This window comes from Couchioplanes caeruleus (genome assembly GCF_023499255.1).
Taxonomy (GTDB): domain Bacteria; phylum Actinomycetota; class Actinomycetes; order Mycobacteriales; family Micromonosporaceae; genus Actinoplanes; species Actinoplanes caeruleus_A.
In genome coordinates this window covers 7,277,644-7,291,109 of the sequence record NZ_CP092183.1, presented here as the reverse complement: position 1 = coordinate 7,291,109, position 13,466 = coordinate 7,277,644, and the positions used below count along the sequence as shown (strand labels likewise).

Annotated in this window: 10 protein-coding genes; 4 read left to right on the top strand and 6 right to left on the bottom strand. The window is 72.3% G+C overall.

Annotation, left to right across the window (positions count from 1 at the left end):
* The first annotated feature begins 123 nt into the window (after nt 1-123).
* The 4 genes from COUCH_RS33585 to COUCH_RS33570 all read left to right on the top strand — a co-directional run bounded on the left by COUCH_RS33585 (nt 124) and on the right by COUCH_RS33570 (nt 5,018).
* Nucleotides 124-1,374: an acyltransferase family protein gene (locus COUCH_RS33585; protein ID WP_249609192.1), complete on the top strand. Its 1,251-nt coding sequence runs from the start codon at nt 124-126 to the stop codon at nt 1,372-1,374.
* Nucleotides 1,371-2,597 carry a flavin-containing monooxygenase gene (locus tag COUCH_RS33580; RefSeq protein WP_249609191.1) on the top strand — a complete coding sequence of 409 codons (1,227 nt, stop codon included), beginning with the start codon at nt 1,371-1,373 and terminating at the stop codon, nt 2,595-2,597. The genes COUCH_RS33585 and COUCH_RS33580 overlap by 4 nt, the downstream gene beginning before the upstream one ends.
* A 31-nt stretch (nt 2,598-2,628) precedes the next feature.
* Nucleotides 2,629-3,852 (top strand): cytochrome P450, encoded by a 1,224-nt coding sequence (locus COUCH_RS33575; protein WP_249609190.1) that lies wholly within the window; start codon nt 2,629-2,631, stop codon nt 3,850-3,852.
* Between the two features lie 392 nt (nt 3,853-4,244).
* Nucleotides 4,245-5,018 carry an AfsR/SARP family transcriptional regulator gene (locus COUCH_RS33570; RefSeq protein ID WP_249609189.1) on the top strand — a complete coding sequence of 258 codons (774 nt, stop codon included), beginning with the start codon at nt 4,245-4,247 and terminating at the stop codon, nt 5,016-5,018.
* Nucleotides 5,019-5,067: 49 nt separating this feature from the next.
* On the opposite strand, the gene COUCH_RS33565 is transcribed toward COUCH_RS33570, so the two are convergent.
* The 6 genes from COUCH_RS33565 to COUCH_RS33540 form a co-directional block, all read right to left on the bottom strand.
* Nucleotides 5,068-5,751, bottom strand: a complete 684-nt coding sequence (locus COUCH_RS33565; RefSeq protein ID WP_346015956.1) for a lysophospholipid acyltransferase family protein — start codon at nt 5,749-5,751, stop codon at nt 5,068-5,070.
* Nucleotides 5,752-5,840: 89 nt separating this feature from the next.
* On the bottom strand, nt 5,841-6,578 hold the full coding sequence (locus COUCH_RS33560; protein WP_249609188.1) for an SDR family NAD(P)-dependent oxidoreductase: 738 nt from the start codon (nt 6,576-6,578) through the stop codon (nt 5,841-5,843).
* A complete protein-coding gene (locus COUCH_RS33555; protein ID WP_249609187.1) occupies nt 6,575-7,099 on the bottom strand; it encodes a hypothetical protein in 525 nt (174 codons plus the stop codon). Before COUCH_RS33555 ends, COUCH_RS33560 begins: the two co-directional genes overlap by 4 nt.
* The gene (locus COUCH_RS33550) at nt 7,096-9,357 is read right to left on the bottom strand and encodes an FAD/NAD(P)-binding protein (protein WP_249609186.1); all 2,262 of its coding nucleotides are present in this window, start codon (nt 9,355-9,357) and stop codon (nt 7,096-7,098) included. The genes COUCH_RS33555 and COUCH_RS33550 overlap by 4 nt, the downstream gene beginning before the upstream one ends.
* Nucleotides 9,358-9,361: 4 nt before the next feature.
* Nucleotides 9,362-11,650: a phosphonopyruvate decarboxylase gene (aepY, locus tag COUCH_RS33545; RefSeq protein WP_249609185.1), complete on the bottom strand. Its 2,289-nt coding sequence runs from the start codon at nt 11,648-11,650 to the stop codon at nt 9,362-9,364.
* Nucleotides 11,651-13,168 carry an isocitrate lyase/phosphoenolpyruvate mutase family protein gene (locus tag COUCH_RS33540; RefSeq protein WP_249609184.1) on the bottom strand — a complete coding sequence of 506 codons (1,518 nt, stop codon included), beginning with the start codon at nt 13,166-13,168 and terminating at the stop codon, nt 11,651-11,653.
* Between the last annotated feature and the right edge of the window lie 298 nt (nt 13,169-13,466).

The window sequence follows — 13,466 nt, the reverse complement described above, 5'->3', positions numbered from 1 at the left end:
AGCGCGCCTGTAGACCAGATTAACGGCCTTCTCCGCAAGCTTGTGCCCGCATTGAGCCTCGGCAATAGTTGTGTCGCTCAAGCGAACGGGGGAGCGAAAACATGATTTCTTCGCGGGTGCGGTATGGCTGACGGCGCGCTGCGTGTCGCCGAACCGTCGTTATCGGTCACCGCGTCGGCGCGGCTGGACTCGCTGACCGGGCTTCGCGGATTGACGTCGACCTGGATCTACGTCTTCCACTTCTTCACCTTCCGGTTCGTGCTCGAATCGGGGAAGCTGACCTTCGTCCAGCTGGACCGGCCGCGATTCCTCACCATGGCCGGCAACATGGCGCTCTCGAGCTTCTTCGTGCTCAGCGGCTTCGTGCTCACGCTGACCACGCGGGAGGGCACCAGCCTGGCGAACTTCTGCGCCAAACGCGTGGGAAAGCTCTATCCGATCTATTTCGTGACGTCGGCTCTGGCAATCATCGCCATTCTGCTGATCGGTATGCCGATCAGCACGGAGAACATCGTCCTGCACCTGGGCATGCTGCAGTCGTGGGTGCCGTACCAGGAGATTTATCACGGCGTCAACCCGGTGACGTGGTCGCTGAGCACCGAGGCGTTCTTCTACGTTCTGTTTCCGCTGTCGCTGTTCCTGCTGAGGCGGTTGTCCACCCGCGCGCTCGGCATCATGCTGGTGGTCGCGGTATTCCTGGAATTCGCGCTGCCGTGGTACGTCATGCGGTATTTCACCGTGAACCCGGACGGTGCCGGTTCGGCGTTCCTGTCGTCCGGGGGCACCGGCGGCGACCTCGTCTACTGGTTCACGCTCGCCGCCCCGCCGTACCGGTTCCTGGAGTTCGTGGTGGGCATGATCTGCTGCCTGCTGCTGCGCCGGGGCGCCCTGCCCTTCGTCCGGCAGCGCTGGGCGTGGCTCTTCGTGGCGGTCGGCTACCTGATCGGCACCTACGCCCCGGGGTACTGGCAGCGTACGGCGGTCGGCCTCGTGCCGCTGGCGGTCCTGCTGGTGTCGCTGGCCCAGGCCGACCTGGCGGAGCACGCCTCTTTCCTGCGGCACCGGTTCTTCGTCCGGCTCGGCGACCTGTCGTTCGGGCTGTACGCGATCCAGCTCCTCGTCCTGCTGCCGAGCTACCCGTTCCTGCTGCGCTGGCTCTCCTCGACGCTGGACGTGCCCGAGCGCACGCTGGAGCACCTGCCCTGGAACGTGGCCTTCGTGCTGGCGTACTTCGGGGTGATCGTGCTGCTCGCGATGCCGCTGCACCGGTACGTCGAGGTGCCCGCCTACAACGTCGCCAGGCGCTTCTTCCGCGACCGGCCGGGCTCGGCGATGTTCACCGAGAGCGACGTGCCGGCGAGGACCGGCCCATGAGGGTCTGCGTCATCGGCTCGGGCATCTCCGGCATCGCGGCGGTCCGGGAGCTCACCACGGCCCTGCCCGGGGCCCACATCACCTGGCTGTCGGCGGATCTCACCGGCGGCGGCCTCTGGAGCGGCTCGTCCTCGTGCTCCCGGGTGTACGACGCGCTCTTCCTGAACACGTCCCGGCGGCAGAGCACGTTCCGGGGCACGGACCTCCCCCTCGAGCCGTGGGTGGAGTTCGTCCACCACTCCGCGTACTCGCACTATCTGGCTCGGGTCGCCGAGGAGTGCGCGCCGCAGGAGCGCCGGTGGGGCTGCCGGGTCACCGAGGTGTCGGGGCCGGCGGACGGGACGTGGCTCGTACGGTGGCAGGACCAGCGGGACGGCTCGGTGGAGGCGGCCTCGTTCGACGCCGTCGTGGACGCCACCGGGCGCAACGTCGAGCCGCGCTGGCCCCGGGTGCCGGTCGCCGCGGACCTGGCGTACCCGTACACGCATTCGTCGTCGTACCGCAACGCGTGGGCGTTCCGGGACCGCGCGGTGCTCGTGGTGGGCAACGGTGCCTCGGCCGTGGACATCGCGTGCGACCTGGCCGACGTGGCGTCCCGGGTGACCGTGAGCGCCCGCACCCCGAAGTGGTACCTGCCCAAGATGCTGTTCGGCCGGCCGGTCGACCGGTCCTCCGACGGGTGGCTCGACCGGGTGCCGGGGGCGGGGCGGGTCACCGCGGCCGTCGCGGAGGCGGTGGTGCGCAAGGTGCTCGGCCCGTACGGCGCGTACGGGCTGCCCGATCCGCCGTTGCCGCTCGCCCGGAGCACGCCCGTGCTCAGCGACCACTTCCTCGCCTTTCTCAGCCACGGACGGATCACCGTGCGAGCGGCGGTGCGGGCGCTCGAGCCGGAGCGCGTGCTGTTCGCCGACGGTGCGGACGCCTTCGACGCCGTCATCGCCGCGACCGGATTCCGCGACGACTCGGGTCACCTGCCCGGGCCCGTGCAGGAACGCCTGCGCGACGGCCTCGGGGTGGCTCTCGACGTTCCCGGCAGCGCCGGGCTCTTCCTCATGAACAGGTTCCGGTGCGGCGACGCGGCCGTCCGGTGTGCGGAGGTGCAGGCGGCCGCCATCGCGCGGACCCTCCGCGGCGGCGTGGCCCGGACGGCCGGCATCGCGCCGGTCGTCCCCGGCAAGCGGATCACCGCGCGCGTCCTCCGGGGCGCCTACGCCCACCTGTGATCAACCACCGACACGAATTCGAGGTGCATCGATGAGTATCGCCACCGACCCGCCGCACCAGGAGCTGGTGGATCTGCCGCACGGGGCGCCGGCCGGTTGCCCGTACGCGCCGCCGCCCGCGATGGCCGACCTGCGCAGCTCCGGCCCGCTGACCAAGGTGCGGCTGCCCGACGGCACGTGGACCTGGCTGGCGACGAGCTACGAGCTGGTCCGCGAGATCATCGCGCATCCCGCGTTCAGCGCGAGCCCGAAGTCGCCCGGCTTCCCGAGCTGGAACCTGCCCGGCGGGCTGGACCTGCCGCTCAACATGACCCAGGCCGATCCGCCGGTGCACACCCAGATGCGGCGGATGTCGGCAGGCGAGTTCACGCTGAAGCGCATCAACGAGCTGCGCCCCGACATCGAGCGGATCACCGACGAGCGGTGTGCCGCCATCGAGGCGCTGCCCCAGCCGTTCGACTTCGTCGACAACTTCGCCACGCCCATCCCCGCCTCGGTCATCTGCCTGATGCTGGGCGTGCCGCAGGACGAGTACGACTACTTCGTCCGGCGGATCCGGCTGGTGCTGGCCCATGACGACCTCGACTCGGCGGAGCGGCAGCAGGCGAAGCTCGAGCTGCTGCAGTACATGCTGAACCTGATCGAGGTGAAGCGCGCCGCGCCCGACAACCGGTTGCTGAGCCGGCTCATCGTGGAGAACCCCGGGCTGGACCCGGTGGAGCTGGTCTCGTACACGTGCTCGCTGCTGCTCGCCGGTTTCGCCACGACGGCGCACATGATCGAGCTGAGCACGCTCACGATGATCGAGCGGCCGGACATCGCCGCCCGGGTGCGCGCGGACCGCTCGATCCTGCCGGAGCTGGTCGAGGAGCTGCTCCGCTACCACTCCGTGGTGCGCGACTCGCCCCGCCGGGCGGCACTGGCCGATGTGGAGCTGGGCGGGGTGACGATCCGGGCCGGCGAGGGCGTGATCGCCTCCGTGCAGGCGGCCAACTGGGACGACGCGGCGTTCCCGCGACCGGACGAGATCGACGCCGATCGGCCCCGGACGCGGCGCAGCCTCGCCTTCGGGCACGGCATCCACGCCTGCATCGGGGCGCTGCTGGCCAAGGCCGAACTGGAGATCGCGCTGGACCGGATCGTCACCCGTTACCCGGACATCGCGCTGGCCGTGCCGCGCTCGGAGGTGCGTTTCCGGACGACGACGCACCTGCACGGGTGCTATGAGCTGCCCGTGGATCTTCGCCTGCGGTAATTGCTTGACAAGTCAACGAACGTCGATCCTGAAATGGCGCGACGAAATGCGGTCGTCTCATCTCGACCACTGGGATCTCGACCGTTTTCCCGGGTCGGCGGATGGGTGTTCTGTCAAGTGATTCAAGTCACTGTCACGACACCCCTCCGCCGTCCGGATCCATGCCCACCCCGCTCTAGCTGCGACAAGGCGCGAGATCCGGGTGCGAGGCCGAGGACGCGGCGCGGGAGGAAAGCACGCAAACATCGACCTTTACCAGACTGTCGCGAGGCGACTACTCCTCTTAGGATTGTCATCTCTAGATCACATCGGCGGCCATCGGGGGAGACGGCGATTTGATGTTGAACATCCGTGCGGAATTCAATGCTGTTCCGAGCACACGACGGATCGCCATGCGGCTGCTGGGGCCGTTCGAGGTCCTCGGTCCCGACGGCCGGGCCATCACACCCGGCCCCGCGAAGATGCGCACCCTGCTGGTGCTGCTGTGTGCGTACGCCGGAACCTCCGTGTCGACCCAGCAACTCGAGTCGGCGCTCTGGACGGAGTGCCGCCCACGCACCGCAGCAACGGCGCTCCACGTGTACGTGTCACGGGTCCGTAAGCACCTGGAGAGCCACGGCGCCGACCCGGTGGGCATCTCCACCCGCGCCTCCGGGTACGTCCTCGACGACGGGGTCTACGACCTCGACCACCAGACGCTGCGCCGCCTGATGCAGCGCGCCGACGAGGCGGAGGCGGCCGGCCGGGTGCCGGAGGCCGTCGAGATCCTGCAGCAGGCCACGGCGTTGCGGCGCGGCCCGGCGCTCGCCGGTTTCCGCGACGTGCCGGTGCTCAACTCCGTCGGCCGCCAGCTCGACGAGCAGTTCCTGATGGTCTACGGCCGCAAGGCCGAGCTCGAGCTGCGCCTCGACCGGCACGCCCGCCTGGTGCCGGAGCTCTTCGCCGTCGCCTCGGAATACCCGACGCACGAGCACATCCATCAGCTGCTCATGCTGTGCCTGTACCGCACCGGGCGCACCGCCGAGGCGCTGTCCGTCTACGCCCAGCTGCGGGAACACCTCATCGACGCGGTCGGCCTGGAGCCCGGTGCGCGCAGCCAGCGGCTGCAGCAGCGCATCCTGCAGTTCGACACACAGCTCGACGAGGCGGACGCCCTGGTGCTGTGAACCCGCGCGGATCGGCGGTCGCCCCCATCGGGACGACCGCCGGCCGGGGTCACTGCTGCTGATCTCCGGAGCGGCTCGCGTAGACGTCGACGGTCTCCTGCCCCGTCAGCTCCGCGATGCGGCTCATGATGTCGTCGGTGATCTCCCGCAGCTGCTTGGCGTTGTGACCGACCTTCTCGGCGCCGTCATAGACGACCGGCTTGCCGATCCGGACGGTCACGGTGTGGCCGGGACGCGGGAAAGGCGCGCCGATGGGCTGCGCCTTGTCCGTGCCCAGCACGCCGACCGGCACGACCGGCGCACCGGTCATCAACGCCAGCCGGGTGACGCCGGTCTTGCCGCGGTAGAGCCGGCCGTCCGGCGACCGGGTGCCCTCCGGGAAGATGCCGAACACCTTGCCGCTCAGGATGACCTGACGGGCCTGCTCGAGGCCGGCGAGGGCGGCCCGGCCGCCGCTGCGCTCGATGGGGATCTGCCCCACCGAGCGCATGAAGGCCCCGCGGAACCGGCCCTTGAGCCCGCCCTGCTGGAAGTAGTCGGACTTGGCCATGAAGTACACCAGCCGGGGGCAGGCCACCGGCAGGAACAGGTGGTCGGCGACCGACAGGTGGTTGGAGGCCAGGATGACCGGTCCGTGGTCAGGAACGTTCTCCCGGCCGCTCACCTGCAGCTTCCACATGGCGTGCAAAGTCGGAACGGCGAGGGCGCGCAGGCCCGTGTAGATGAGAGACAACGGTGCTTTCCGATCCGATCCATTGCGGACGCGCGAACATGACCGCCTGACATCATAAGGAATGGGCGCCCCGGTGCGCCTCCCCGGCATCAGTACACCAGACCGCCGTCCGCGCGGATGATCACTGCGTTGATGTAGTCGGCGTCCGCGGAGGCCAGGAACGCCGCCGTGGCCGCGATCTGCGTACCGGATCCGATGCCCAGCATCGACCGCCCGGCCTTCTCCTCGATGATCTTCTCGTCCAGCGCCTCGCCGAGACCCGTGTCCAGCAGGCCCGGCGCCAGCACCACCGTACGGATGCCGTACGACCTGTACTCCTGCGCGACGGTCGCCGACAGCCCGTGCAGGCCGGCCTTGCTCGCCGCGTACGCCGCCTGCCCGGCGTTGCCCAGGATGGCGGCGCCCGAGGAGATGTACACGATGCGGCCGTAGCGCTGCCGCAGCATGGCCTTGACGGCGTGCTTCGACAGCAGGAACGCGCCCCGCAGATTCACCCGGTGGACCTCGTCCCAGTCCTCCACGGGCATCCGGACGAGCAGCTGGTCGCGTGCGATCCCGGCGTTGTGGATCACCGCGTCGAGGCGGCCCAGGCGGCGGGCCGCGGCCACGAGCTCGATGGCGGCCTCCTCCTCGGCGATGTCGCCCTGGACGAGCACCAGCTCCGGGAACTTCTCCCGGAGCTGCTCCAGGTCCGCCGAAGGGCTGCGGAAGTTGGCCACCACCCGGGCGCCGCGTTCCAGCAGCGTACGGGCGATCTGCAGCCCCAGGCCGCGCCCCGCGCCGGTCAGCGCGACGATACGACCCTCGAGGGCCTCGGTGCCGGTCATGCCATCTGCTCCATCCGCTGGTCGAGCTGTTCCGTCCGTACCGTGTCGCCGAACGCGTGCGCGGCGACCTCCCGCAGGTGGCGGGGCCACAGGGGTCCTTCGGTGGTTCGCAGCGCGAACCGCAGCGCGCCGGGGCCGTCGTCCAGGAGCAGCGCCGGGAGCAGCAGCCGCGGCCGGTCGTCGGCGACGCGGGTGCTCGCCGCGAGGAAGTCCAGGCCGCGGCGGCGGTGCGGCGCGGGCAGCCAGTCGAGCAGCGGCACGGTGATGTCGACGGGATCCGGTCCCGCCGGCATGTCCGCGCACTCCTCCCGCAGCACCGGCACGGAGTCCGGGGCGCCGAGCACCACCAGGGTCGGCAGCCCGGCGTCGATCCGGGCGTGCACCCGCAGGCGCTGGTCCTCGTCCGGCCACAGCCCCGTCATCCGCCAGTGCCCGGCGTCGAGCCGGCGCCACCGGAGCCGCGGCGCCCCCTCGAAGATCACCAGACAGCCGTCCAGCTCCAGTTCCGTCTCCGTCGTCATCGGGCGAGCCCGCCTTTCGCTTCGGTCGGGGAGGGGGTGGCGCCGGCCGGCGTCGGCCGCTCGTGGTACGCCGCCCAGAATCGGTCGAGCCAGGCGAGGGTGTCCCGCATGACGTAGTGATCACGGCCGGGGCGCAGCGCGGACAGCAGGAACGACCGCTGCCCCTCCGCGGCCGGTCCCAGCACGGTCACCCGCGGCTCCGGGCACCCGTCCGCGCGGACCGGGTGGCCCTCGCGGGTGAGGTCGAGCCCGCCCGGGGCGTACGAGGTCCCGTCGGCGCCCACGTTGCGCCACCGCCGGACCAGGCCCCGGGCCGCGAGCCGCCGGAAGAGGGGCGTGCTGTCGAGTTCCGGGTCGAAGGTGTGGATGCGGGCGTCGACGAGCAGGTCCACGGCGCGCCGGGCCCCGGTCACCGGGCCGATCAGCCGGAAGCGGCCGGCGTCCTCGTCGCACTCGACGCGCGCGCCGGGGCCGGTGCCGACGTCGACGACGCCCGCCCGGACCAGCGCGGTGATCCGGGCCATCACCTCGGGCGCGGCGCCGTTCGCGAGCCGGTTGTGGTGGCGCGGGTACGCGCCCAGGAACGCCCGCTGCGAGGCCGGGGTCAGGCCGCCGTCGTCCACCGCGTACGAGATGACCCCGCGCAGGTCCCGCCACACCCCGTCGGCGGCCGCCTTGTGCGGGTTGTCGAGGTTGCCCTGGGCGGCCCGGGCCAGGTCGCGGTCCATGAAGGCGAGCACCCGGGAGGCGTACCGGCCGGGGTCGGTGGCCTCGTCCGCGGGGATCGGCGCGAGCGTTCCGGCCCAGGTGAAGCGGTTCCCGCGCGCCGACGGGTCGAGGCCCGACGGCAGCGGCCAGGTGCGCCGGGCGGCGACCAGGGCGGCCGGGTCGTCCAGCACGTCGGCCAGGTGCCGGGCGGCGGCCTCGCCGTGGACCACGCGGACCCAGCGGGCCAGCGCCCCGGTCACCGGCCATTCGGGGCTCCGCCGGGCCGCCTCCGCGGCGCTGACGTGGCCGGAGAGGACCTCGTCCAGGATCCGCCCGATCTCGTCGACGGCGTCCTCGATCGGCCGGGTGAGGGCGGCGGCCGGCTCGCCGCGCAGGAACCGCTCGTAGCCGGGACGGGCCCGGGCGGCGAGGTGACGGCCCACGCGCGCGCCGTACAGCGTCGTGGCGAAGAGGTGGGCCATCTCCAGCAGGATCAGCGGGAGCACCTGGGTGTCGAAGTCCAGCTGCCGGCGGCCACCGGGCGACGGGAGGCCGGACGACTCGCGCAGCCGGTCGACGGCCTTCTCGGTCAGGAACGTCCCGCGGTGCTCCAGCTCGCTGTCGTGTTTGTGGTTGTCCGGACGGGTGAAGGTGAACAGGCCGGCGCCGCTGCACGCCACGATGGCCCCCGGCTCACGGCCGCCGGGCCGGTAGCCGAGACCGCCGTCCGGGCCGGGGGCGAACGTGCCGCCGCGGCCCTCGGTCAGGTGCAGGATCACGTCGATCGCCGTCAGGCCCATCCCGAGGCAGCCGACCACCGCGCCGGGCGGGACCGCCGCCGGCGACAGCGTCTCGTCGAGGGGATACGCGTACGGGACATAGGCGGTTCCGTGCCGGCCCGCGAACTCCATCCGCTGCCGCCCCTCGGGGAGGCGCCACGGGTCGTGCGGTGAGTGCCCCGTCACGAGCAGCACCTGATCCGCGGGGTACGGCTGCCCGGAACCGGTGCAGACGTGGAGATCCGTCCCGTCGTCCCGGATGTCGACGACCTCCTCGCCGACCAGCTGCACCTCCACGCCGGGGCGGCCGTCGAGCTCCGCCACGAACCGGGTGAACATGTCGGTCAGCGCGGCGCCGTGCACGTGCCGCTTGGGCCAGTCGGTGGGGGAGACGTCGAAGTCGGGGTCGCCGGTGCGGGCGTACTCGCTGCGGCACCACTCGTACAGGCTCGGGCGCTGGTCGCGCGGGCGCAGCGAGCCCGCCCCGGGGACCGTCTCGTCGGCGGCGAAGCTGACCTGCTCGCTGGTGCGGTTGAGAAAGCTCGTCCGGGCCTGGCGGGCGCTGTGCACCGCGCCGGCGCCGAACTCGCCGGTCCGCTCGTAGACGCGGATCTCCAGCCGTTCGCCGGGCCCGAGGCGGTCCACGGTCGCGGCGAGCCGCTCCAGCGCGTACGTCGCCCGCGGGCCGCCGCCGACGATCGCGAGGCGGTAGGGCTCCCGGCCGCCCGCGGCGCCGCCGGGTGACCGGGGCCGCGCAGTCGTGACCGTCATCGGTTCACCCCGCGTCCGCGGCGAGGGTGGTACGGACCAGCGCCTGCAGGCTCGTGAGGAACTCGTCCACGTCCTGCGCGGTCATCGTGCCCATCGTGGACAGCCGCAGGTAGCCACCGGCCAGCACCTCCTGGGCCGGATAGATGACGAAGCCGGCTTCGCGCATCGCCGCATGCACGGTGGCGAACTCGACACCCGTCGGGAGCGCGGCCGCGGTGAGGCTGACGGCCCGGTCCTCCGGCGCGAGCAGCAGCCGGAAGCCCAGCCGTTCGAGGCCGCCGCGGAGCTGCTCGGCCAGGCGCGCATAGCGGGCGCCGCGGGCTGCCACGCCCTCGGCGAGGGCCAGGTCGAGCGCGACGTCGAAGGCGTAGAAGGCCGGCACTCCGGGGGTGAACGCGGGCGCTCCGGCGATCTCCTGCGCCAGGTAGTGCCGGTGCAGATCCAGCGAGAAGGTCCGGCGCGGCAGGGCGTCGAGGGTGGCGAAACCGCTGCGGCGACCGCAGACGAAACCCAGGCCGGGCATGCCCTCGAGGCACTTGTTGGCCGAGCCGGCGAGCCAGTCGATGCCCGTCGCGCGCATGTCGAGGTACTCCGCGCCGACGCTGCTGACCGCGTCCACGATGACTTCCCGGCCGTACCGGTGCGCCTCGGCGGCCACGGCGGCCACGTCGTTGCGCATGCCCGTACTCGTCTCGTGGTGGACGACGAGCACGTGGGTGAGCCGCTCGTCCGCCGCGAGGGTCCGGCCGATGTCCGCCTGGTGGATCCGGGTCCCCCAGCCGAGGTCGAGGTGCTGGGTGGTCAGGCCGTGCGCCACCGCGATGTCGTACATCCGCCTGCCGTAGTGGCCGTTGTCGACGGCCAGCACGCCGCCGTCGTGCGGGACCACCGAGCTGATGATCGCCTCCACCGCGGACGTGCCGGAGCCGGTCAGGACCACCGAGGCGTGGTCGTCGCCGCCGCCGCAGATCCGGGTGACCTTGTCGCGGACCCGCAGCAGCAGGTCGGTGAACTCGACCTCACGGTGGCAGACGTCGGGGCCTGCCAGCGCGGCGCGGACCCGCTCGTCGGCGTTCACCGGTCCCGGGTTCATCAGCACCTGCCGCCGGCCGGCCGGCGGCACGGCGTCCATCACCTCCGTTGCGGTCCGGCCGGTGGACGGCACCCGTTCGGTGGGCCGGGCGACGGCGGCGCTGAACCGGGCGGCCGACGCGGGTGGTGCCAGCGCCGGGCGGCCGAGACCCGGATCCGACCCGGGGATGACGGGTACGCGGACGAGCTGCGGCCCGCCCTCGCGCAGCGCCCGGCACACGGTCCGGCGGATCGCCGGTTCGTCCTCGGCCACGGCGGTTCCCCGGTAGCCGCACGCCCGCGCCACCCCGGGCAGGTCGATCACCGGGGACATCGTCGGCTGGCCGCCGGTGGACTCGTACGCCTCGTTGTCCAGCACGATGTGCAGGAGGTTCTCCGGTGAGTGCCCGCCGATGCCGGCGAGCGCCTCCAACCGCATGAGCGCGGCCCCGTCGCCGTCGAGCACGACCACCTGACGGTCCGGGGCGTGCAGGGCGATGCCGAGCGCGACGCTCGACGCGCAGCCCATCGAGCCCACGACGTAGAGGTTCTCCGGCCGGTCCAGGTCGCGTTCCAGCTCGCGTGCCGTCTTGCCGGTGGTCGCCACGACCAGGGCGTCGTCGTCCAGGGACTGCACGACGTGGCGGATGGCCTCGGCGCGGCGCAGTTTGGCGCCCGCGACGGGCGGGGAGGTGACGCTCCGGCCCGGGGCCACCGCGCCCTTGGGCACCACGAGCGCGAAGGGGCGGCCGGTCTCCTCCATGTGGCGGCGCGCCGCGCCGACCGTACGCTCGAACCACCCGGCATCGGGGCGCAGGACCTCGTACCGGACGTCCATGGCGGTGAGCATCTCCGGGGTGATCCGGCCCATCAGCTCGTGCTGCGGCTCGTCCGGACGGCCGGGCTCGCCCCGCCACGTGACCATCAGCAGCACCGGCACCTGCAGGGTGTGGCAGAGCGACGTGAGCGGGTTGACCGCGTTGCCGAGCCCGGAGTTCTGCAGGATCACCACCGGCCACCGACCGGCCAGCCGCGCCCCGGCCGCCAGCGCCACCGCCTCGCCCTCGTTGCCGCTGACCAGGTAGAGGCCCGGATGCTCGGCCTGCAGATGGCTGATCACGGGACCGAGGAACGAGCACGGCACGCCGGTGAACGGGCCGAAGCCCGCCTCCAGCAGCCGGTCGACGATCACCTCGGCGCCGAGGCCGGTCGTGGCGGCCACTCAGGCCTCCTCGCGGGTCAGGTGGGCGCCGATCCGGTCGACGTCCTCGGCCGAGATCAGCTCGGCCCAGCCGGAGGTGACCAGCACCGCGTGCACCGGCCAGTCCGAGGCCACCAGGTCGCCGAGCAGGTCCGCCAGCCCGGCGTCGGGCCGGCCGTCGGCGCGGCGGGCCGCGGCGGCGTCACGCAGGGCCGCGAAGCCCTTGGCCGACAGGACGGCGGCGCCGGCGAACTCGGCGCCGGAATCGCCCGCGCCCATGGCGACGACCCGGGGGAGCCGGTCACCGGAGAGCCGGCGGCCGGTGACCGGCGGTGCGTCCAGGGTGATCGACGGGGCCGTCCCGGAGCCGGGCTGACCGACGTCGACGAGCACCGCGATGTCCGGCGTGTCGGCCAGCAGCTGGCGCAGCGGCGCGGGATCGAACAGCACGTGCGAGGCCAGCACGAGCGTGCGGCCGTGGAACTGCTCCTCCATCGCGGCGAGCATCTCGGCGGTGCCGGCCGGCCGTACGGTGACCCCGGCGGCGGTCGCGGTCGCGGCGTCGGTGCAGGCGCTGATGTCCTGGACGCCGACGCGGCGCAGGGTGCCGGTCTGCCGTTCGAGGACCGTGGCGCCGGCCACCGTCGCGGTCCCCGGGTCGGTCAGCTCCGAGCCGGTGTCGCCGGGCAGCACGAGCGCGCGCGCCTGCTGGCCCGGCCGGTGCAGGAACCGGCTCTCCTGCTGCTGGAAGTGCGCGAGGCCCTGCAGGTCGAACACCGTGGACAGCGGCGCGATGCGGGTCTCGATGCCGGTGGTACGCCCGTCGCGCAGAATGGCCGCGAAGGTGTCGCTGATCGCGGCGATGCTGGCCCGCAGCCCCTGGTTCGCGTAGATGACCATCTTCGCGCCGGCCCGGTACAGCTCGTCGGCGCTGATCGTGTGGTAGGTCGTGGGCACGACGACGACCGGCACCGGCAGCCGCCAGCGCTCCAGGAACGTCAGGATCGGCTCGGGGCTGTCGCCCTTGGCGTGGATGAGGACGGCGTCCGCGCCCGCCTCGGCGTACGCCTCGCCGCGGCGCAGCGCCTCGGCCATGCCCCAGCCGGCGATGAGGGCCTCGATGCGCGCGATGACGATCAGGTCCGGGTCACGCTGGGCGGCCTTGGCGGCGGCGATCTTGCCGGCGAACTCGTCGGTCGGCACGAGCTCCTGCCGTCCCGGCACGAAGCTGTTGAGCTTGGGGAACGGCTTGTCCTCGATGGACACCGCCGCGATGCCGGCCGCCTCGTACTGGCGGATCATGTGCATCACGTTGCTGGCGTTGCCGTACCCGGCGTCGCAGTCGGCGACGACCGGCAGGTCGACCGCCATCGCCATCGACCGGGCGGTCGCGAGGAGCTCGCTCATCGTCAGGATGTCGGCGTCCGGCAGCCCGTGCGACGCGGAGATCTCCAGCCCGCTGGACCAGACGCCGTCGAAGCCGGCGCGCTCGGCGAGCCGGGCCCCCAGCGGATTGTGGGCCCCGGCGATACGGATCACGCCGGGGTTGTCGAATGCCTCGCGAAGCCGGGCGCGACCGCGCGGTACCGCCCGCCCGATCGATGTGACGGCGTGCTCGCTGGTGTGCGTCAAAATGATTCCTCCGAGACCCGGCATGGAAATCAAGCCCGGCCCACCCCCGTCGGCACGCCGAGAAGTTCGCACGCGGCGAACCGATTCGAACAATGAAGATAGGCGGGGAATTCGCGGGCCCGCCAGAGGTTACGGGCAACTTTAGCGGCGGTGTCACCACGGTGAACGTCGTCGTTAAGCCGCGATTTAGTGGGCATTCAGGGGT